General features: G+C 52.8%; 18 protein-coding genes. 4 read left to right on the top strand and 14 right to left on the bottom strand.

The annotated features are described in order from the left end of the window. Nucleotides 1–31: 31 nt before the first annotated feature. Both ACO0K8_RS08205 and ACO0K8_RS08200 read right to left on the bottom strand, forming a co-directional pair. Nucleotides 32–1,801 carry an SIR2 family protein gene (locus ACO0K8_RS08205; RefSeq protein ID WP_422946168.1) on the bottom strand — a complete coding sequence of 590 codons (1,770 nt, stop codon included), beginning with the start codon at nt 1,799–1,801 and terminating at the stop codon, nt 32–34. Nucleotides 1,802–2,316: 515 nt separating this feature from the next. Next, nucleotides 2,317–3,213: a LysR family transcriptional regulator gene (locus tag ACO0K8_RS08200; RefSeq protein WP_422946167.1), complete on the bottom strand. Its 897-nt coding sequence runs from the start codon at nt 3,211–3,213 to the stop codon at nt 2,317–2,319. 102 nt (nt 3,214–3,315) lie between these two features. Between ACO0K8_RS08200 and ACO0K8_RS08195 the strand changes: the two genes are divergently transcribed. After that, nucleotides 3,316–4,521, top strand: coding sequence for an MFS transporter (locus tag ACO0K8_RS08195; protein ID WP_422946166.1), 1,206 nt, complete (start codon nt 3,316–3,318; stop codon nt 4,519–4,521). Nucleotides 4,522–5,035: 514 nt separating this feature from the next. On the opposite strand, the gene ACO0K8_RS08190 is transcribed toward ACO0K8_RS08195, so the two are convergent. Then, a complete protein-coding gene (locus ACO0K8_RS08190) occupies nt 5,036–6,280 on the bottom strand; it encodes an SGNH/GDSL hydrolase family protein (protein ID WP_422946165.1) in 1,245 nt (414 codons plus the stop codon). A 416-nt stretch (nt 6,281–6,696) separates the two neighbouring features. Between ACO0K8_RS08190 and ACO0K8_RS08185 the strand changes: the two genes are divergently transcribed. Together ACO0K8_RS08185 and ACO0K8_RS08180 are read left to right on the top strand one after the other, a co-directional pair. Continuing rightward, complete coding sequence (locus ACO0K8_RS08185; protein ID WP_422946164.1) at nt 6,697–7,551, top strand: NAD(P)-dependent oxidoreductase; 855 nt, start codon at nt 6,697–6,699, stop codon at nt 7,549–7,551. 135 nt (nt 7,552–7,686) lie between these two features. Beyond that, a complete protein-coding gene (locus ACO0K8_RS08180; protein ID WP_422946163.1) occupies nt 7,687–8,265 on the top strand; it encodes an NnrU family protein in 579 nt (192 codons plus the stop codon). Between the two features lie 204 nt (nt 8,266–8,469). Here ACO0K8_RS08180 and phnF read toward each other — a convergent pair whose 3' ends face one another. From phnF to ACO0K8_RS08130, 10 genes are all read right to left on the bottom strand, one after another. After that, complete coding sequence (gene phnF / locus ACO0K8_RS08175; RefSeq protein WP_422946162.1) at nt 8,470–9,201, bottom strand: phosphonate metabolism transcriptional regulator PhnF; 732 nt, start codon at nt 9,199–9,201, stop codon at nt 8,470–8,472. A gap of 18 nt (nt 9,202–9,219) precedes the next feature. After that, complete coding sequence (locus ACO0K8_RS08170) at nt 9,220–10,332, bottom strand: TIGR03364 family FAD-dependent oxidoreductase (protein ID WP_422946161.1); 1,113 nt, start codon at nt 10,330–10,332, stop codon at nt 9,220–9,222. Next, complete coding sequence (gene phnX, locus ACO0K8_RS08165) at nt 10,329–11,177, bottom strand: phosphonoacetaldehyde hydrolase (protein WP_422946160.1); 849 nt, start codon at nt 11,175–11,177, stop codon at nt 10,329–10,331. The genes ACO0K8_RS08170 and phnX overlap by 4 nt, the downstream gene beginning before the upstream one ends. A gap of 26 nt (nt 11,178–11,203) precedes the next feature. Further along, nucleotides 11,204–12,304 carry a 2-aminoethylphosphonate--pyruvate transaminase gene (locus ACO0K8_RS08160; protein ID WP_422946159.1) on the bottom strand — a complete coding sequence of 367 codons (1,101 nt, stop codon included), beginning with the start codon at nt 12,302–12,304 and terminating at the stop codon, nt 11,204–11,206. A 43-nt stretch (nt 12,305–12,347) separates the two neighbouring features. Then, nucleotides 12,348–14,075 carry a putative 2-aminoethylphosphonate ABC transporter permease subunit gene (locus tag ACO0K8_RS08155; RefSeq protein ID WP_422946158.1) on the bottom strand — a complete coding sequence of 576 codons (1,728 nt, stop codon included), beginning with the start codon at nt 14,073–14,075 and terminating at the stop codon, nt 12,348–12,350. Further along, on the bottom strand, nt 14,072–15,166 hold the full coding sequence (locus ACO0K8_RS08150) for a putative 2-aminoethylphosphonate ABC transporter ATP-binding protein (protein ID WP_422946157.1): 1,095 nt from the start codon (nt 15,164–15,166) through the stop codon (nt 14,072–14,074). Before ACO0K8_RS08150 ends, ACO0K8_RS08155 begins: the two co-directional genes overlap by 4 nt. Next, nucleotides 15,163–15,729 (bottom strand): phosphonate degradation HD-domain oxygenase, encoded by a 567-nt coding sequence (locus tag ACO0K8_RS08145; protein WP_422946156.1) that lies wholly within the window; start codon nt 15,727–15,729, stop codon nt 15,163–15,165. Before ACO0K8_RS08145 ends, ACO0K8_RS08150 begins: the two co-directional genes overlap by 4 nt. Before the next feature lie 132 nt (nt 15,730–15,861). Continuing rightward, nucleotides 15,862–16,881 carry a putative 2-aminoethylphosphonate ABC transporter substrate-binding protein gene (locus ACO0K8_RS08140; protein WP_422946155.1) on the bottom strand — a complete coding sequence of 340 codons (1,020 nt, stop codon included), beginning with the start codon at nt 16,879–16,881 and terminating at the stop codon, nt 15,862–15,864. 305 nt (nt 16,882–17,186) lie between these two features. Continuing rightward, nucleotides 17,187–18,551 (bottom strand): ATP-binding protein, encoded by a 1,365-nt coding sequence (locus ACO0K8_RS08135; protein ID WP_422946154.1) that lies wholly within the window; start codon nt 18,549–18,551, stop codon nt 17,187–17,189. After that, complete coding sequence (locus tag ACO0K8_RS08130) at nt 18,545–19,303, bottom strand: response regulator (protein WP_422946153.1); 759 nt, start codon at nt 19,301–19,303, stop codon at nt 18,545–18,547. Before ACO0K8_RS08130 ends, ACO0K8_RS08135 begins: the two co-directional genes overlap by 7 nt. Nucleotides 19,304–19,511: 208 nt before the next feature. Here ACO0K8_RS08130 and ACO0K8_RS08125 point away from each other — a divergent pair, with 208 nt between their 5' ends. Continuing rightward, nucleotides 19,512–20,060 carry a DUF2147 domain-containing protein gene (locus tag ACO0K8_RS08125; RefSeq protein ID WP_422946152.1) on the top strand — a complete coding sequence of 183 codons (549 nt, stop codon included), beginning with the start codon at nt 19,512–19,514 and terminating at the stop codon, nt 20,058–20,060. A 1-nt stretch (nt 20,061) separates the two neighbouring features. Here the strand turns inward: ACO0K8_RS08125 and ACO0K8_RS08120 are convergent, their stop codons facing one another. After that, a complete protein-coding gene (locus tag ACO0K8_RS08120; RefSeq protein WP_422946151.1) occupies nt 20,062–20,223 on the bottom strand; it encodes a hypothetical protein in 162 nt (53 codons plus the stop codon). Nucleotides 20,224–20,279: the final 56 nt, after the last annotated feature.

Genomic DNA, 20,279 nt, shown 5'->3' with positions numbered 1-20,279 from the left:
GGGCTGATAAAACTGTAGCCCAGCCTACGAGCTATCTAAACATACTCTCCCTCATCACATTTTGCGCATGAGGTTCAATCGCAAGCAATACTTCTTCGCATTCCTTCACCGAAGATCCGAAAATACAGGATTTTACATAGGGAGAATTCTCTTTATCGACCAAAAGAGAATGGCGCACTTCCTTCACCAGTTGATCATACCTTCCGTGGCGATAGATGAAATTACCAAATGGCACCCAGAAATTACTGGTGTTAGTGCGTATCGAACTGGCGTAAGCGAGCGTCCAGAGAAATTCCAGTTTATCCAATCCATTCAAGTATTCCAGCTCACTCTGAAAAAGAGCGATGCCAACTGGTGCAAAATAGTCCTCAATCCAAGAATGCAAAGGAAGATGCCTGTTCTCTTTACCAGGTAATATTTTCACAGCGCCGGTGCCATTTTCTATCATGAAAATAGGATTGAGCGCCAAGAGCGCTAAAACATCGTCCTGGTGCTCACGCACTATTCTGACTGAAAATAATTCACCAAGAACGCCAAGATTATCCGCAGCAACTGCTCCCAGAGCGAAAGCGTGGATCACTAAGCACGCCGGATACCGTTGAAAATATATTAGCGTATTTATGCCGCTATTGTGCTTGCGTTGAGAAAGCTTGGCTAAACATCGAAGCCAAGGTTTCATTTGCGCTAATGTTGACCAGTACCCAGCAACTATAGCCATTTCAATTAAAGTAGTCGAAGTAGCTTCGTAGGCGCGGGCTCGATCACCCAGTGACTGGCCGTTTAAAACAGGAATATTCGTTCCAAAATTGGTGCCATGTATCACGTCGATGATGCGATTCGTCTCTTCTGAAATCAAGTCATTCAGTTGAATGGCATATTTCTCGTCAGACAAATATCTCTTCACACTGGCGACCGCGGCAGCGGTAGACAAAGGATGTGGCTGTGAAAATGACTCAAGTATGGTCACCAGTTCGGCGAGCTTAGAAAAAAATGCATCCGCGCCACCGATAGGAATAAATTGAGCGGATCGTCGTTGAATCAGATCTTTCGCTCTATCACCTTGATTTCCATGGCCTGCCCAATAGGTTGAAAATCGACGGTAAGGCGCTCGCGTAAGCGCGTTACGCAATGCTTCATCCCATTCTGCAGACCACCCGCACACAATCAGTCCATACTCATCAAATACACGGTCTAGCAAATGCATGAATTCATCTGGATACGCCGCAAGTTCACTAGATGTATTGCGAATGCGCGTATCGAGATAGTCACCGTGAATTTTAATTACAGTACAAGCAGTGTGAACCAGAGGTAGCGCACCGGTGATGTGATCGACCGTACTTAACACAGTGGGAACAATACCGACGTCTTGTAAAGCGATTTCTGTCAATTTGTCGAAGTTTGTGGTCAAAATCACGCGAACAAAACTGTCTTTCACAAGAGTCGCAATAGCGCGATGTGCGGCAGTCGGCTGCTTATCCCCCTCCGAACGTTCGTCCTCACTGGGCTCAATGTACGAGCGTACAAGTTGATGTCGTTCCGCAGGACTTTTACACAGAACATCCAATAATTCAGAGTAGTCCGGCTCTTTGCCGAATGTGGCCAAATACCATGCCGCCGGGTTAGGTTCGCAAGTATCGCCTTTCAACGCAGCAACCTTGCGCACAAGGTCAAGAGTGATTTCCCAGCCGGTTGGAATTTTCGATGAACGGGAAACGCCGGAACCAAGAAGTAACGCATAGACTCCCTTATTGGCGGAAATTGAAAATGCGAGCGAGCTAATGGGATCGATATTGACAGTCATTTTGAATTTTGATGAATTTTCCACGAAAGTCATCACTATACATCGGCTCATCGTAATTACTGGCTATGGAGCCCGATCACTTCAAGGCCCTAACCCGCAATAAATAGGGCGTCAATAGCCGCAGGCGTATTGCGCCGCATGGAATTGTTCACATACGACATACGTCGCAATGGATAGAACCGATTGCGCCCTGCAATTACTCGCGTATCACACGGCCTTAGCGCGTGGGACGGATGTAGATAAGCCACGCAACTTAGCAATAAGCATGACGGTCGAGTCAACGGGCATTTTTGAATTTTTTAAATAGCACCACCCCGCTCACGCATATTCCATGCGGGTTTACAGCCATATCGGCCTGTGGACCGCATAGGATATGCGCGCTGGCCGAGGGTCGTTTTTGGTTTTCTATTTGCAAGGGAATCGCAATAAGATCAATTCGAATTACTCATAGTAACTGCTTCATGTGAATTGAAATGCTGAGCTGATAAAACTCTAGCCCAGCCTACGAGCTGACTTCATTCATCTAACACGCCGATTAGTTTTTGCGCTAAGAAATTGACCAGTGCTCCAATGCGCGGCACTAAGGCCCCTTGTTTGTAGAATACGCACCATACCGGCTGGCTCCACGGCAGAGTCACAGTTTCCAGCAGCGGTACCAATCGCCCGCTTTCTACATCGCTTCGTGTCAAGAACTCAGCCAGACACACAATGCCAGCGCCGCCCAAGCTTAAATGACGTAAGGTCTCACCGCTGGAGGCCGCGATGGTTGGTTGTATCGGTAAGCCATCACCACCGAACTGTGGCAGCGGCCAAATATTCAGCGAAGAAGGCGCGGTAAACCCAAGCAGCCGATGATCGGCAAGTTGCTCTATATTTTTTGGTGTTCCGTGACGAGCCAAATACTCCGGGGATGCCAGCAAACGCAGACGGCTAGTTCCCAGACGTCTGGCGTTAAGGGTAGAATCGGCCAAAGGTCCGACACGAATAGCCAGATCAATGCGAGCTTCGATCAAATCAATCACCGTTTCGCCACTAATTAACTCAAGCCGCACCAATGGATAACTATCCATAAACGCCGCCGCCAAGGGCGCGACTAGATGATCCAACACTGGTGTTGCAGCGCTGACACGCACCAGTCCTGATGGCTGAGAAAGGCGGGCGATCAGTTGCTCCTCGGTATCCTGCAAATCGGCTAACACTTTCCGTGCCCGTGTCAGTAACCATTCACCTTCTTCTGTCAGATCTAGACGGCGCGTAGTGCGCGTTATCAGCGTCATGCTTAGCTGTGATTCTAGCCGAGAGATAGCGCGGCTTATACCAGACGGAGTCTGGCTAAGACGCTCGGCTGCGGCAGAAAATGATCCTGTATCTATCACGGCAACGAAGGCAATCAGCGCATCAACATTGAGCATTAGTGACTCCGAGTCAAAAGTGTATTGTAGCCAACATGGTTTTTCTTTGATAGCCCAACGCGCACACTGCGAGGCATTATTCATTTACCCCAAAGGAAAATCATGCCTCTCGCACTCTGGGCGCTGACACTCAGTGCTTTCGCTATCGGAACGACAGAATTCGTCATTGTCGGCCTCATTCCTACTATCGCTGCCAGCCTTGGCGTCTCCGTGCCGTCCGCCGGACTATTAGTTAGCCTATATGCCTTGGGTGTTGCCATTGGTGCACCGGTATTGACAGCATTGACTGGCCGCGTAAAACGCAAGCATTTGTTGCTGGGTTTGATGGCTCTGTTCACCATCGGCAATCTGGTCGCATGGATGGCACCGGGATACGAAGCGTTAATGGCAGCACGCGTACTGACCGGCTTGGCGCATGGGGTATTTTTCTCAATTGGTTCGACTATTGCGACCAGTTTAGTACCAAAGGAAAAGGCGGCCAGTGCGATTGCCCTTATGTTCACCGGATTAACGGTCGCGCTAGTGACGGGGGTACCGCTTGGTACGTTCATCGGCCAGACTTTTGGCTGGCAGTCGACCTTCCTTGCCGTATCTTTGCTGGGGATAGTCGCGTTTATCGGTAGCTGGATTCTAGTGCCGAACAATATTCCTAACAGCAAGCCGGCCTCCCTGTTGACACAATTATCGGTACTGAAAAAACCACGCCTGTTGCTGGTGTATGCCATGACTGCGCTGGGTTATGGCGGATCGTTTATCGCCTTTACTTACCTTGCTCCTATCTTGCAAGAAGTTTCCGGATTCTCTGCCTCTAGCGTCAGTTTGGTCATGCTAGTGTATGGTGTCTCGGTCACGATCGGAAATATTTGGGGTGGCAAGCTGGCGGACAAAAAAGGCCCAATTCGGGCATTGCAGATTGTGTTTTTCTTGCTGGCTCTCGTGTTGTTTGTTCTCACTTTTACAGCACCCAACGCTTGGCTGGCTTTGGCGACGGTATTAATGTGGGGCGCGGTTGCCTTCGGGAACGTACCGGGTTTACAAGTCTATGTAGTACAGCGGGCCGAGCTGGATGCACCGCAAGCCGTTGATGTGGCTTCAGGCCTCAATATCGCAGCGTTCAATATCGGCATTGCTGGCGGTGCATGGGGCGGTGGTTTAATTGTTGCCCACTTTGGTTTGATGGCCACACCGTGGATAGGCGCAATAGTGGTGCTCGGTGCGCTTGCTTTGACGACTCTGGCTGGTCGCTTGGATCGTAACGATGGGATTATTCTCCTGACCGAGCCAACGCACGTGGTTTGTGTCCATTAGCGCTCATCTATCAGCACTAACTCCACTTTACTAAGCGCTGGTTAATGAACCCGAACGGCCAACTCACCTAGTGATTGGCGAGTCGCGTTGTATCTTGGTCGTGATGTAAAACGAGTCTGCTAGATGTTTGCTTATCTTCGTATGCAATTGAAAGTTGCATCAGTCGATAAAAAATGACGAATACGGACTATATTTTTCGACTCACGACAAGTAGATAGATATAGTTCACCCGCTACAGACTACTTCGGTTTTTTGGAATTTTTGTCCATCAAGCTAAGCGTATAATTAAGCGATACAGACTTTATTGATACGATCAATTGCACCACCCCGCTCACGCATATTCCATGCGCCTTTGCTGCCAGTCTAGCCTGCAAGGTGCGTGGATAGTGCGTGGTGGTGGCACCTGTTTTTGATTTTTAGTTGCAAGAAAATCGCAAAAAAATCGATTCGAATTACCCATATTGCGGGTTCGATGTAAATTCACATGCTGGGCTTGGTAGCCCAGCCTGGCAGCTCATTCTTTGAGCAAGCGTACCAGATCAACGGCATTGGCCATGGCCATGTAACCTGCATCGTTGGGATGGGTGAAGTCGCCACTGTTCAAGGTCTTGAGCTGACGAGCTGGGTGTGCGGGGTCGCGCAGTGCCAGATCAAAATCGATGATGCCGTCAAACGCTTCGCCCGTCCGTATCCATAGGTTCACTGCTTGTCGTTTGGCCTCCATGTTTGCGCTATGGGGTAAGGGCCTGGTCGCGCCTTCCCGCGGCAGTAGGGTTCCGGCCCAGATTTTCACACCCTGCGCGTGAGCGCGGGCTATGAGCAGCTTCATGCCGTCAATGATTTGCTGGGCTGACACTTGGTCCTTAGGCGCAGTGAGTAGCTCCGAAGCACTAATGTCATTGATGCCTTGCATCAGAATGATCCAACGCAGACCAGGCTTGTTCAACACGTCACGCTGAAATCGGTTCAGCGTGCTCGGCCCTACGTACGGAGCGCCAAAATCATTGAGCACCCGGTTACCCGCAATCCCTGCGTTGACGACGGCAACCGTCCCCGCGGCGGGCGTGCCCTGCAAGCGGTTAGCCAGGAAGTCGGGCCAACGCGCATTGCCGTCCTGGGTCGATTCAACACCATCCGTGACAGAATCACCAACGACCACCAGCGTTTGCGTTCCACTAGGCGCCGCCACTTCAACATCGGTCAGGAAATATCTGCTGTCGTCGATCTGTGCGCCTGAAATAGATGCGAGGCCAGCGACATCCTTAGCTTCAATAAGATACGCGGTCTGGGCACCGTTACCATGCAGCGTAGGCAAGCTGGCCCCCATCGGCAAATAGAGACTGACGGCTAATTGCGCGAGCGCCTTGACTGGTAGCGGAACTGGATCGCTGGCCACGCTACTGCCGGGTGCGATAGTGACGGACCCGACACCATTGAACAAGGCAAGGCGATCACAGCCATCCACAATCGCGCCGCCACCTGCATGCAGGGCCACGTGCACAGAGCTGAGGATAAGCGGTTCGGTTCCCAGCAAATTGGAGAAGCGTAAACGGACACTCGTTCCGCCAACACTGGTGCGTACCACCTGCCGGATCGTAACTGGCTTTAACGCTGGTCCGACGCCGTCCGGTGCGGCCATCCATCCGGCTACCCAAGTGCTGGACGGCGGCACTGGCGCGGCTTGCGCCATCACGCTCGATACAAAGAACAGCAGGGTCGTAGCCCACAGCGAGCTGCTAAAAAGCTTAAGGCGCGTCATAAGAAAGGTCCAAAAATTAGGAGCTTGTATTATTTATCGTGAAGGAAATGCGCGATAGCTATGTGTGACAAAAACCCGATGGACAGTGACGAAAGTCGCGAGCGCGTATCACTTTGCAGCCTTTCTTGAGCGCGTAGTATCCCTTGTCGATTCGAATTTTTCTGGAGATCAAATAGTAATTAGTGATATCGCGAAAATTACAATTAAAATTATTTTTTCCACAGTATTACTTTCAATCGCCTGCAGTGAAGTTAGCGGCCTCGGCCAGTTCATCGACCGATAATTCCCTGCGCAAATTCTGTTTCGCGTAACTCTAGGCAATCTGAATTCGGTTCTGGTTCTAGCAACACCGAAAATTGCGCCGTGCTATATTTCAACGCTATTCTGCTAATGTTTAATTTATTTGGAGTTCGACCATGGCAAATATTGCGTTTTTAGGGACCGGTTTGCTCGGAAGTGCTTTCGCTGAGGCGGCGGCAAAACGTGGCGATTCTGTCTTTGCCTGGAATCGCTCCATGGATAAAGTGCAGGCCCTTGCGCAGTTCGGCGTGAAGGCGGCGGCTACGCCGGCCGACGCTGTTCGCGGCGCATCCCGGGTGCATCTGGTGTTGAAAGACGATGCCGTGGTCGATCAGCTGATTGCGGCGGCGCGCCCTGGACTCTCGCCCGAGGCGATTCTGATTGATCACAGCACGACCTTGCCGCAGCTCACCGCAGAACGTAGCGAGCGTTTGCGTGCCGCCGGACTCAAGTATCTGCACTGCCCGGTTTTTATGGGGCCGCCGGCGGCCCGTAACGCACAGGGATCGATGATGGTGGCCGGACCAGAGGCTCTGTTTACCTCGGTACAGGCCGAACTCGCCAAGATGACGGGTCGTCTGCAGTATATGGGGGAACGCACCGACCTGGCCGCCGCCAACAAGCTGCTTGGGAATGCGATGATCATAGGGATGATAGGCGTGATGGCTGACGTTTTGACTCTGGCACAGGCCAGCAACATAGACGGCGAAGACGCGATTAAATTGCTTGGTCTGCTCGATCTCAATGCGATGGTGACAGGCCGGGGAATGAATATGGCAAAGGGCAACTTCGCCCCAAGTTTTGAGTTGACGATGGCGCGCAAGGATGTCGGCCTGATGCTAGAGACTTGCGCTCAACGGCCGCTGGCGACTTTGCCTGCGATTGCAGCGCGCATGGATCAACTCATCGCTGCAGGACATGGTGCCGACGATGGCAGTGTCCTGGGTATTGATGCGCTACCACGGCCTTAAATATCACCAGCAAGCCTTAGATTTAATTCGTGCCAAAGACCACAAAGACCACAAAGACCACAAAGACGACTGAGACGGCGGAAATCCATGTGATTTTCGATTAACAATAATTGCAACACAACCAGGGCAACTAGCATGATCATACTTATTGCAGGACTAGTTCTTTTTCTCGGCCTCCACTCTATCCGTATCTTCGCTGACGGCTGGCGCTCGACACAGATACAACGCATGGGGGCCATGCCCTGGAAAGGCCTTTACGCTAGTTTGTCCGCGGCAGGTTTCTTGCTGATTATTTGGGGTTTCGGGCTGGCGCGCTCTAGCCCGCTGATTTTATGGACACCGCCAAGCTGGGGCCGGCATCTGGCAGCGGCGCTGATGCTATTGACCTTTCTATTGCTGGTTGCCGCCTACGTGCCAGGGAATCGCCTCAAGACGATGCTCGGCCACCCTATGCTGGTCGCGACTAAGACCTGGGCCTTCGCCCATTTGCTGGCGAATGGGACACTCGCTGATCTGATACTTTTTGGATCGTTTCTACTCTGGGCGATTGCCGATTTTGCGGTATCCCGCCGCCGCGACCGCTTAGCAGGCGTCAGCTATCCGGCGCTCGGCATCGGCCGCGATGTGCTGGTCATCGTCATCGCCCTGCCGGCATTTATATGGTTTGCCTTTTACGGCCACGCATGGTTGATCGGGGTCCGGCCATTTGCCTGAAGTGTTTTTAAGCGCGGCTGTCTAGCGAGGTAAGGCTATTTAAAAAATCAACGCCGCTATCGCGCATATTCCATGCGGGTTTACAGCCATGCCGGCCTGCAGGGCGCATGGAATATGCGTGGTGGCGTGCTTGGTTTTTAGAATTCTTATCCTGAGGCTCAGTGTTTTCTAGTGGCTGTGGTTATGTTGGGTTGGCGTCAGGCGTCAGACGCCAGGCTCAATCACAACTTGTACCGCTGTGCTGCAAAAACGCGAAATCCCATATTCGATGGGGACCGCATCTTCATCGACGTAGACGGTTTCTACATACAGTATAGGCAAGGCGCTGGGCTGACCGAGTTGCTGTGCCACTTCCTTACTCGGCATACGCGCCGTGACCCGGCTCATGCGACGTTGAAATTGCACAATGCCAAATTGTTCTAAGGCGAGATGGGTGATACCGTTCTTGGCATACAGTTCGGCTAATCCGGCGAAGCGCGGTAATGGAAAATACTGCGTACACACACCGATCACCTTGTCATCGACCACGTCGAGCGTCTCTACGCAAAGCACACTGGCTTGCGGCGGCAGATCGAGCAATTGGCGTAGCTCTGCACTTGCCAAGATCGTCGACCAATGCAGCACCTGACTAACGCCAACCCGACGGGCATTGGCGACACTGTGCGCCAGGCGGGTACGACGGCCGACTTGATAATCGATCACGTCTTCCCGCACAAAGGTGCCGCGACCGTGCTGCACGTCGACCATGCCGCGCTCTACCAGCGCTTTGATCGCTTGTCGCACCGTGTGCCGATTGACGTTGAAGCGTTCGGCTAAGGCTGTTTCATTGGGTAATCGATGATGTAAATGGCCTGCCAGAATATCGGCACTAAGCGCCTCTTCAATTTGCCGCCAGACGCTCACGCCTGCACTACGGATGATGTTATGTTGATTCATGCCCAATTCTGACATAGCTTAAGGAAAAAAATTGCGCCGCGCCAGCGCAAATGCAATGCTCATACCGATACCGCTAGTGATAGTCACTGCCTGCACCGATTCTGCCACCTGTAAAACTTCATAAGGACGGGGGCCACTGGCATACACACCTTGCCAGCGCTCTCTCACCTCTAAAGGTTTTTGCAAGAGATCTTGCGCCAACTGGAGGATCATCGTATCAATCTCAGTCTGATTGAATGGCGACACGGATTCAGCCACGGCATGCGAATCGCCTATGATCAGATCACCGCTATCACCCACTTGTTGCACGATCAAATGGATACCGTGTGTCAGTAGCGCGGGTTGGCTTTGTGCCACTTCGCGCCGCAATGCCGCCAGGCTATCGCTAAGCGCGGGGCACTCGGTGAAAGCGCCGTAATGCAGCGTCGATAAGCCAGTCATGAGAGTCGGACCCAGGCTTATCCCCGGGTTGGCGACCCGCTGCATTTGCAAGGCACACTGACGAATACCTAGCGCAGCAAATTGCACAGGATACAAAGTCTTAAAATCATGCCCAGAACACACCACCACTTCATCCGCAGCGCCTACCCCGCGACTAGTCTGTATATGCGGCAAATCTATGCGGTTCACTTGCACCCCGTACTGGAAAATGACACCGTGGCGTACAGCTAACCAATGCGCCAACATGGCGATGGCCTGACGTGCGTCTAGCGCAATCTCGTTGCCACTGAATAATCCGCCTATGCCATGGGCGTGGTGTTCGGCGACGCTGGTTGCCCCCAGCAATTGAGTGCCATAGTAACTCCCTCGCTCATGCTGAAAAGCCTCCAGCACGTCCAACTCTGCGCGGCTGCGTGCCACCACCAAGCTACCCTGTACCTTGTGCCAGCATCCGCTTTCTGTCAAAAATTCCAGCCACATGCTGCGGCTTTGTTGCGCCAGTTCGAACAAGTCGCCACTGGGCTGCCCTAGCACCAGCCCCAGCCCGAAATTACGCACCGAGGCACCGGTAGCACGATCCTCGCGCTCATACACCGTGACCGTATCGCCACGCAAGCTCGCGGCCCATGCATGCGCTAGCCCGACAATGCCAGCGCCGACGATGGCAACTCTATGTTTGCGCTGATTCAAGGTCGATCGCCTTGCGCCATACGTGCTTCGATCAGATCGATAATAGCTGGCAGATCGGCGAGACTATCGATCACATAATGCGCACCGGCGCGTGCCAGTCGATTAGCGGCGGCATCGCGCCGGGCGGCTGTTTGATCTGCCGATAACTTATCCATTTCGGCCAAAGTCAATCCGTTTTCATTACCGGACAGCGACAAGCCTACGGTCCACATCCCAGCCGCCAGACCTTCTTCTATGCCGGGCAGAGTATCGTCAACCTTAACGCAAGCGCGCACCTCACCGATACCTAATTCGATAAGATTGGCCAGGGCCATCCAGGGGCCAGGACGGCCGCCCGCTTTGAGATCATCAGTGGCCACCGCATGCGCTACCGTCAGTCCTTGCGAGGCCGCATGAGCCAGCAACTTATCCATGACCACCCGCGGATAACCTGAGCAGGAACCAATAGCGATATCGCGTGCCTTCAGTTGCGCCAGCACCGACAGTGTGCCGGGTATCAGATCGGAATAGGCCGCGACACGCTCGATTTGTAAGGGCAGGAAAGTGGCATACAGAGCATCCACGTCGGCGTCGCTCATGGCACGGCCATAACGCTGCTGCCAACGTTGACCAACCCCGCTTTGCTTGCCGAGTGCCTGGATGTGATCCCATTTGGCCAGCCCCATAGGAATGCGGGCTTCGGCCATCGTCACCGTGACTTCGAAGCCGGCAAAGGCATCAATCAGAACCTGGGTCGGGGCAAAGGAACCGTAGTCCACCAGTGTGCCAGCCCAATCGAAAATAACGGCACGTACCGGGCCCTGGTAGTTGCGTTGATAGCGATAGTTTGTCGTGTTGAGAGTCATGTTAGTAAGCGCGTAAATAAAAAGTGTTAAAGACAGATACCCATTTTTTTCAAGGCATGCGCGATCGCATCGAGCGCGATCTGCATTTCGGCCTGGCCTAGCGCACCGATACAGCCGATTCTAAAGGTCTCGGCCGAAGTCAATTTACCCGGATACAGGATCACGCCCCGTTCTTTGGTCAATTGGTAAAATTGACTGAAATTCCAGTGAGGATGGTTCGGTGCGTGCACCGTCACGATGATAGGAGCCTGCAACTCGTCGGGTAAAAAACTCTGTAATCCCTGCTCTTGCAAACCTTGAATCAGGGTCTGGCAATTGGCGCTGTAGCGCGCCAATCGCGCAACTCTGCCACCTTCTGCATCAAACTGATCGAGCGCCACCATCAAGGCCGCCATCACATGCGTCGGTGGTGTATAGCGCCATTGCCCGGTCTGTTCCATATACCGCCATTGTTGATACAGATCGAGCGACAAGGAATGCGCCTGGCCACTGGCCTGTTCCAGCGCGGCAGTTTTGCACAATACAAAACCCATACCTGGCACACCTTCCAGACACTTGTTGCTGGAGGCGATCACTGCATCAAAGTCTAAGCTGTTGGCCGATAAAGGTAGCGCACCGAAAGCACTCATGGCATCAATGATCAGTTTCTTACCGGCTGCGGCGACCACTTCAGAAATGGCGGTGATAGGATTGAGTATGCCTGTGCTGGTTTCGCAATACACCACGGCGACATGCGTAATCTGCGGGTCGCTGGCTAAAGCCTCGGCGACCCTGGCTGGGTCGACTGCTGCCGTTTCGCCGAAATCCAATACGCTGACCTGGCGCCCGATTATTTCTGTGAGCTGGGCTATGCGTTTGCCATAGGCACCATTGACCAGACAGAGTAATTTGCCATCACGTGGCATCAGAGTACCGATTGCCGCTTCCACCGCAAAGGTGCCTGAACCTTGCAAAGGCACACAAGTATATTGGTCGCCACCGTCGATGAGCGCAACTAAGCGCTGACGTAAGGAGGCGGTCAGGGCATTAAAATTACTGTCCCATGAACCCCAATCGTGCAACATGGCGGTCTTGGTTGCCAGGCTGGTAGTGAGTGGACCGGGGGTAAGTAGAAGGGCATCACGCATGCTAAACCTTTAAAAAAATAGTTGTGGAATGAGGACTTAATGTTTACTGGCGAAGTTGCGATAAGCTGCGCCAAGCCTGGCCTTTATGACTAAGCCACCAGCCTGCGCCATTCATCAGTAGCGTGATCAATAATGAACTGATGACGATCAGCGTTGCCATGGCGGCCGCGGCAGCGGTATCGCCAGCATCATCCATATTGAGGATCGCAAGCGCGGCAAGTACCGTGTCTGGGGTGTACAAAAAGATGACACAGCTCACCGTCGTCATACTGGAAATGAACAAATAGCGCGCCACATCGAACACGGCAGGCAAGCTCATTGGTAAGCTCACACGCAGAAAGGTGCACCACCAGGGGCGCTGCAAACTGCGCGCGACTGCCTCAATTTCACCATCAAGCTGGCGCAATGCAGTGCTCAAGCTTAAATGGGCAGTTGTATAAAAATGGGCAATGGTGGCAAGCACCATCAAGCTCATCGTTCCATACAAAAAATGCAGAGGATTGCCAGGCGCGTTGAAAAACAGCACATAGCCAAGCCCAAGTACCAAGCCTGGCACCGCCATCGGCAATAAGGCCAGGCTGCGTATGGTCGCAACGATGCTGCCCGGCACTGGCAGTTTTTCAACTAAATAGGCGCTGACAAAAATAGCTGCCGTACCAAATATCGACACCAGCATGGCCATGCGCATACTGTTTTGGAAGGCTTGCCAGCCTCCGCCATCCAATTGATCGAAATCAAAATGCGACCAGGTAAAGCTCATATCGTAAGGCCACATTTTTATAAATGCGGCGACACAGCCTACGCCCAGCAAAGCCAAGAGAAACACCGACACCAGCACACACAGCAGCGCTAAAATCCCATCACGCATTTGGTTGTGACGCGGCTGGTACACCACTGAGCGGCCGCTCATTTGGCCGCTACGATGGCGCGACAACCAGCGCTCGACCATAAAACTCAATACCGCCGGCAGCAGCAATAACACCCCGATGACCGCGCCTTTACTAAAATTTTGCTGACCGATAACCTGTTTATAGGCCTCCAGTGACAACACATTCATCTGTCCGCCGATTACTTTCGGGATGCCGAAATCGGTGACCACTAGCGTGAACACCACCATTGCGGCGGACACCAGCCCATAGCGTGCATTTGGCAGTGTCACCGTGATAAAACGGCGAAATTTACTGGCACCGAGTGTTTCTGCCGCCTCATACAATCGACTGTCACTGACACTCAGCGCTGCCGTCAATATCAACAAGGCATGCGGAAATGTATAAAAAACCTCGCCTAGCACGATACCGATGGGGCCATAAATCGTAGCGCCCGCCATCCAAGTTTTTAACAAACCTTGGTTGCCAAACAAATACACCAAGGAAATGGCCGGCATTAAAGAAGGCGCCAGCATGGGTGCCAAAGCAATCAACCTAAACACCTTTCGACCAGCCATGCGGGTACGCGTCAAGGCGAAGGCGAAAGCCAGTGCCAACGGCAGCACAATGAGCAGCGTCGCCAGCCCCAACGCAATGCTATTGCCAGCCGCGACACGCAGTCTTGGTTCAGCCAGCAGCGCCGACCAATTAGCGAGCCCTACATAGGCACCGTTGCGCGCTTGGGTACTCATACTGAACATGCTTAACAAGGGCGCAGCAATGAAGATCAGCATCAGTAAAGCGAGACCCGCAAGCAGCCAGACTGCGAGCTTTTCGTCTGCACTGCGGAAAGCCGACAAACGCTGTCTACGCGACAAAATCAAAGTGAGGGAAGTCATCATCATGATGCAACAGCAAAGACACGTACTTTGTGTTGAGGCAAGCTGACAGGAACCCGGCGACCAGGTTCTAGCGAGGCGTAGCCTGCATCATTTGGTCCGACATCGGCAAAGATAGACATGGCACGATCAACGCACAGCGATAAGCTGGCGCGCCGCAGTCCGCCGTGAAAATCAACCCGGTCGACGATCACCATCATGGAATCGGTTCCGGCATGCCAATGGGTTTCGATTTTTACGTCTTCCGGGCGGCAAAATAGACTGGCTTTATCCGCACCGGGCGGCAGCTCTACTTTGATAGGCAGACCAGCCAGGGTAGCTGCGCCATGAACGGAACGGCATAAAGGCAACCAGTTGGCGCGCCCGACGAAATCAGCGACAAAATGGGAGGCCGGATCGCGGTAGATTTGCTCCGGGCTACCAATCTGCTCAATCTGCCCCTTACTCATGACCACCACGGTATCGGCAATGCTCATCGCCTCATCCTGATCATGCGTGACCATAATCGTGGTCACACCGAGCTTTTGTTGTAAGCGACGCAGCTCTTGACGTAGTCGTTCACGTACTTTTGCATCCAAAGCGGATAGCGGCTCGTCCAGCAGCAACAGGCTAGGTGAAGTGGCCAGCGCGCGTGCTAAGGCAACCCTTTGTTGCTGACCGCCAGAGAGCTCAGCCGGATACCGGTTTTCTATGCCATTTAAGTCAATCAGATCAAGTAATTCATTGACCCTCTGGTTTTTGTACACACGATTCTGGCGCAATGCATAGCCAATGTTCTGGGCTACCGTTAAATTCGGGAATAGCGCATAGGATTGAAACACGATGCCGTAATTGCGCTTGGCGGGCGGCAGGTTGCCGATCTCACTGCTGCCCATAAACAAGCTACCGGAGTCCTGCACCTCCAGCCCTGCAATGATACGCAGCAGAGTGGTCTTGCCGCAGCCGGAAGGTCCTAACAGACAAACGAATTCGCCTTTTCGAATATTCAGATTGATGTCGTGCAGCGCCTTAAATGCACCGAAATGTTTACTGATATTCGAGATGCGCAACCAACTGTCTTGCGTATCGATTACCGATTGGGCGTGGTCCATATTCATGTGGCAGCGGTCTTTTCTATCATGCTATTTAGTCGACTGAGGTAATGCGTCAAAGGTGGAACGACTAGGCCGCATACCTTGGCGGCGTCGTCGCAGCGACGCAGTGCAATGGCTAGCGCGGCTTGTGGTTTGTCTATGAATGCGCACGCTTGGCTGTCATCCATTACCCCACCCTGCAGCGCCAAGCTCAGTCGCGATGCCTCGGATAGCCCGGCCAGATAGCCAGGCTGGTGGCGACACAAATAGCGCTTGGCATCCACATGCAAACGTATCGTCTCAATGACCGTCGGGGGCAACAGTCCGCGCAAGTACGGCACAACCCGTAGTTGATGCAGGTCATCCTTACCCTCAGCAAGTTCGTCATCGCTTTGCTGGAACAGCATGTGGCCAAGATCGTGCAATAGACAGGCGATGACTAAGCTGTCGTCGCCGCCAGCTTGCTCCGCCAGCCAGGCCGCCTGCAGCGCATGTTCGGTCTGGGTAATCGCTTCACCTCCGTAAAGCTGCGTCCCGGCTTGCTCAAACAGCGCGACGATTTGATCGCTAGAAAGATGCTTAGTCATAGTAATTTCAAAAAGATAGGACTTACGCAAAACCGCCCCAGCGTTGTTGTATCCGCCTTGCCGGAACAATTTTGCGTAAGTCCTAAAAAAATAGTGCGTCCGGAAAAATACGCCGGACGCCATTCTTAAAGCTTACTTAGGCTCGGATTTGCCGTCGTAACGTTTGCTCCACTCGGCCAAAATGCGGTCGCGGTTACTAGCGGACCATTTCAGATCCTGCTTGATTAAAAGTTGCTCGTACTTAGCTGGAATATGTGGATTCTGTTTGCTAATGCCGGGGTAGGCGACGATGGCAAAATTATTTGCAAATAATTCATTGGCAGACTTAGAGGCAGACCAATCGGCCAGTTTGCGTGCGGCATCGAGATTTTTCGTCCCTTTCATGATGGCCGTCGCTTCCACGTCCCAACCCAAGCCTTCCTTAGGGAAGATCAGATCAATCGGCGCTCCACTCTCTTTTAATTTGGCGGCGCGATACTCAAAGGCGATACCAATTGGGAATTCGCCACTAGCGGCTTGTTTGCAAGGCTTAGAGCCAGAATGCGTGTATTGCGCAATATTGCCATGCAGCTGATCCATATAGACCCAACCGTCTTTCTCACCGAATTGTGTCAGCCAGCCGCTCACGTCAAAATATCCGGTGCCGCTGGAGGCCGGATTTGGCATGACGATCTTGCCTTTATATTCGGGTTTGAGTAAGTCTTTCCAGCTCTCTGGCTTCTTCAAGCCAAGCTTGGCAGCCTCGACCGTATTGAAACAAATTGCCGCTCCCCATACATCCATACCGACCCAACTTGGCGGCGTGCTGTCGTCGACAAAGCGCTTGTTCAGCTTATCCAGACCTTTTGGCGCATAAGAAAGTAACATGCCCTCTTTTTCCAGCACCAGCAATGAGGTAGCGGCAACGCCCAACACCACATCGGCTTGCGGCGAAGCTTTTTCAGCCAATAATTTTGCGGTGATAATGCCAGTGGAGTCGCGCACCCAACGGATTTTTATATCCGGGTATTCTGTTTCAAATTGACGCTGATACGATTTCAACTGATCGGCTTCCAGCGCGGTGTAGACAGTCAGATTAGTTTCGGCAGAGGCCGCAATACTGAGCAGGCAAAACAGTGAGGATATGGATTTCAACAATGTGGGGAATTGCATCGAATACTCCTTTGGATAAAATGGTATCGCTGCGATACCGGAGCTTCGAATTGTAGTCAGGCTTTGTGACATCATCGTGACGTCTAGATGACTTGTTGCTGTTTTTATCGCGCGACATCTGAAGATAATGCTGAAGGCGAGGCGCTATTGCCTGCCTCAAAGTTGACACCGAGCTTTGCAACAGGAATTCGTAATCCCGGGTAACGCAGTACAGCGCAGAACGCGCCTCGCGATCGACTTGATTTGTATCGTTTATCTACACAAATTCGCGCATAGCGCCCCTAGTATTTGCTCTACTGTTTGAACTAATCGTCCCGATTCGGCAAGCGTAGTTCAGCCAGCAAACCACCGCCATCACGATTACTTAAATGCAGAGAACCACCTAGTGTCAGAGTCAATTGCTGTGCAATCGCCAGACCTAAACCGCTACCGCCGGTGTCACGATTGCGTGAATTTTCTACCCGATAATACGGCTGCAATACCGCTATTAGTTCAGACACCGGTATCCCCGGCCCTCTATCCATGACACCGATAGCGATCTGATTATCTGTAAGCGTTTGCAAGACAATTTCTACCTGTGTGCCGAACTTCAAAGCATTGTCTACAAGATTGCTCAGTATTCGCTTCAGCGCCTGCGGCGCGCTGCGTATCGGCCTGCCCAATTGGCCAGTCACAGCGATGCTGTCACCGGCATCCTGATAGTCCGACACCAGACTGCGCAGCAGCGCATCGAGATTGATGCTGCAAATTTTTTCATCTTGCCGCTGGCTACGATTGTGCGTACGGGCATAGGCGATGCCCTGCTCGACCAGGCTTTGCATCGCGAGTAAATCGCGTAGCAGCTTATCTTTATGCTGTTCGTCATCGAGCATCTCCACCCTTAGCCGCATACGTGTGATCGGCGTCTGCAAGTCATGCGTGACCGCCGCCAAAATCTGTATGCGCTCGCTCAGATAGGCGGCAATGCGCTGTTGCATGGCATTGAAGGCGATACCCGCCTTGGCCACTTCCAGCGGACCATCGGTAGGAAACAAATCGCCGGGTTTATCGGGCGATAAATTATCGGCAGCGGCCGCCAGTTGTGCCAGCGGGCGAGTCGCCAACCGCACCGCCAGCCAGCTAAAAGCGATCAGTATCAGTAATTGCACCATGAGGATGACGGGTAGCCAGACCGAGTAAGTCATACCACGCGCCACCATTTCTATACTGACCGGGGTGCCGTCACTGAGCTGTAAATGCAGATCCATGTGTTTGCGGGCTTCGGCATCCAGATAAAAACTAGGGGTGACCGTATATTCTTTACCCAGTGCGGAACTGACCGAATGCATCACCTCGATTGCCAGCGCGCTGTCGGCGGATTTTTCCGGCGGATGGACAGATGCAGGTCCGGCTGCGCGTAAAAAATAGCGGTAGTTATGTCTATCTAACTTAGTCAGCCAGGCCTCTCTCTCTACCGCCGGCAAACGCTCCAGCATCGCAATGGAGCCCGCCACATCATGCCCCAGATAATAGATCATGCTGGCTTTACTAGCCTGTTCGCGCTCATAGACTATCGTGCCAAACGACAGGACATGGGCCACACACAAACCGAATAATAAGATCAGGCTGAGACGGCCAAACAGCGAGCGTGGCCATAGATACGAGGCGCTGCGTCTGAGGCTTGTCAGCATATTGCGCTCCCGTTACTAACCGAGTGACTAGCGGTGACCGCGCAGGCCAATACATAGCCTTCGTTGCGCATGGTCTTGATGTAGCGCGGCTCGCGCGCATCGTCTTGCAGATGCACGCGCAGGCGGCTGATTAGCAAATCGATGGAGCGTTCAAACAGATCGGCATCGCGCCCCTGCGTGAGATTGAGTAACTGATCGCGGCTCAACACTCTTTGCGGATGCTCGAGTAAGACTTGCAGCAAGCGATATTCGGCACCGCTTAAACTCACCAGAGTGCCGTCTCTGTCTAACAGATGGCGCGCCTGGGTATCGAGCCGCCAATCGCCAAACACCAGCAAAGGCGGTGCCGTGGTGGCGCGCAGATTCGGTGGCAACATGCGGGTGCGGCGCAATACCGCACGCACTCTTGCCAACAGCTCGCGCGAGGCAAACGGTTTGCTCAGATAATCGTCCGCGCCCATTTCTAGTCCGACGATTCTATCGGTTTCTTCGGCCAAAGCAGTCAGCATCAAAATCGGGATATGACTGTGCTGGCCAGCGCGCAATTCGCGACACAGGCTCAGGCCGTCTTCTTGCGGCAGCATTAGATCGAGCACGATCAGATCAATACCACCGGGCGCCAATGCGGCCCGCATTTGTTTGCCATTGGCCGCAACGCTCACTTTGTAGCCATTTTTTTGCAGGTAAATGCTCAGCAGTTCGCGTATATCGAGATCGTCATCGACGACCAGTAAGTGATCTAGTGTTTCCATAGGCTCATTTATATCCGATTTAGCGCGTTAGCGAGGGGCACATTGTATCTCCATGTATCTGAGACGGTAGCAGATACATGGGCTTGCAAATCTCTGCATCCTGAACATATGGCAGATACAAGCGAGCGGTGTAATACCCGCATGCCGCAGCCTGTTTCCGCATTTAAGACTAACGGCGGCAAACCCTCACCATTTATGGAGTCTTATCATGTCTAGAAAAAATTTGTTAGCAAGTGCGCTGTTGTGCGCCACATTGGCAGGCATCAGCATCAGCATCAGCGCAGTGCAGGCCGCGACTGTGGCCGAGGGCAAGAGCCGCGCAGAAGTATTAGAAGAATTGAAGCAGGCGCAGGCTGATGGCAGCTATTACTGCAACGACAGCGACCGTCAACTAGAATGCAATGCGCTCGCGGCAAAACAACAACTGGCGCTGAAAAAAGCACCGCAACTTGGTCACTGGCTAAGTCAGAGCGGTCTATTGGAAATCGAGATCGCGGCGTGCGGCCAGAGCTTATGCGGCACCGTCATCAAAGAGCTGGGGCAGAGCACGAGCAGCACCTCGGCCTTGGGTTTACAAGTTTTATCCGGCCTCAAGCCAGTTTCATCCCAACAGTGGCAAGGCCGCATCTACAACCGCGGCAACGGCCTAACGCACGAATGCCTGATGAGCCTGGCCAGCCCCACAGAATTACGCATACTTGCCTACCAGGATACCCCGGCCAATGGCAAAGAACAGATATGGAGCCGAGTCGACTAATTTACCAGCAGCAAACATCGACTAACCAGACCGAAGCAGCTTCGTTAATCTCCCCATCGCGTATCGCCAGCGCGCATATTCCATGCGGGTTTCCAGCCATGCCGGCCGGTAAGCCGCATGGGTATTGCGTCCTGGACCTGCCGTATTGTGCATTTTGGCGCATTTGCAAAAGCGCCAAATATGCGTATTATAAAAAACCACAAGAAAAATTATCTGCGA

It is taken from the genome of Undibacterium sp. Ren11W, assembly GCF_049340485.1.
In the GTDB taxonomy this organism is placed as follows: Bacteria; Pseudomonadota; Gammaproteobacteria; order Burkholderiales; family Burkholderiaceae_D; genus Undibacterium.
This window is presented reverse-complemented; position numbering and strand designations above follow the sequence as displayed.

What these genes read in the sequence shown, in the direction of transcription:
- ACO0K8_RS08185 (WP_422946164.1), top strand. Translation starts at nt 6,697, where the DNA reads ATGGCAAATATTGCGTTTTTAGGGACCGGTTTGCTCGGAAGTGCTTTC.
- phnX (WP_422946160.1), bottom strand. Translation starts at nt 11,177, where the DNA reads ATGACTCTCAACACGACAAACTATCGCTATCAACGCAACTACCAGGGC.
- ACO0K8_RS08150 (WP_422946157.1), bottom strand. Translation starts at nt 15,166, where the DNA reads ATGAATATGGACCACGCCCAATCGGTAATCGATACGCAAGACAGTTGG.
- ACO0K8_RS08140 (WP_422946155.1), bottom strand. Translation starts at nt 16,881, where the DNA reads ATGCAATTCCCCACATTGTTGAAATCCATATCCTCACTGTTTTGCCTG.
- ACO0K8_RS08120 (WP_422946151.1), bottom strand. Translation starts at nt 20,223, where the DNA reads ATGCGCCAAAATGCACAATACGGCAGGTCCAGGACGCAATACCCATGC.
- ACO0K8_RS08195 (WP_422946166.1), top strand. Translation starts at nt 3,316, where the DNA reads ATGCCTCTCGCACTCTGGGCGCTGACACTCAGTGCTTTCGCTATCGGA.
- ACO0K8_RS08145 (WP_422946156.1), bottom strand. Translation starts at nt 15,729, where the DNA reads ATGACTAAGCATCTTTCTAGCGATCAAATCGTCGCGCTGTTTGAGCAA.
- ACO0K8_RS08160 (WP_422946159.1), bottom strand. Translation starts at nt 12,304, where the DNA reads ATGCGTGATGCCCTTCTACTTACCCCCGGTCCACTCACTACCAGCCTG.
- ACO0K8_RS08200 (WP_422946167.1), bottom strand. Translation starts at nt 3,213, where the DNA reads ATGCTCAATGTTGATGCGCTGATTGCCTTCGTTGCCGTGATAGATACA.
- ACO0K8_RS08135 (WP_422946154.1), bottom strand. Translation starts at nt 18,551, where the DNA reads ATGCTGACAAGCCTCAGACGCAGCGCCTCGTATCTATGGCCACGCTCG.
- ACO0K8_RS08130 (WP_422946153.1), bottom strand. Translation starts at nt 19,303, where the DNA reads ATGGAAACACTAGATCACTTACTGGTCGTCGATGACGATCTCGATATA.
- ACO0K8_RS08125 (WP_422946152.1), top strand. Translation starts at nt 19,512, where the DNA reads ATGTCTAGAAAAAATTTGTTAGCAAGTGCGCTGTTGTGCGCCACATTG.
- ACO0K8_RS08180 (WP_422946163.1), top strand. Translation starts at nt 7,687, where the DNA reads ATGATCATACTTATTGCAGGACTAGTTCTTTTTCTCGGCCTCCACTCT.
- ACO0K8_RS08205 (WP_422946168.1), bottom strand. Translation starts at nt 1,801, where the DNA reads ATGACTGTCAATATCGATCCCATTAGCTCGCTCGCATTTTCAATTTCC.
- phnF (WP_422946162.1), bottom strand. Translation starts at nt 9,201, where the DNA reads ATGAATCAACATAACATCATCCGTAGTGCAGGCGTGAGCGTCTGGCGG.
- ACO0K8_RS08155 (WP_422946158.1), bottom strand. Translation starts at nt 14,075, where the DNA reads ATGATGATGACTTCCCTCACTTTGATTTTGTCGCGTAGACAGCGTTTG.
- ACO0K8_RS08190 (WP_422946165.1), bottom strand. Translation starts at nt 6,280, where the DNA reads ATGACGCGCCTTAAGCTTTTTAGCAGCTCGCTGTGGGCTACGACCCTG.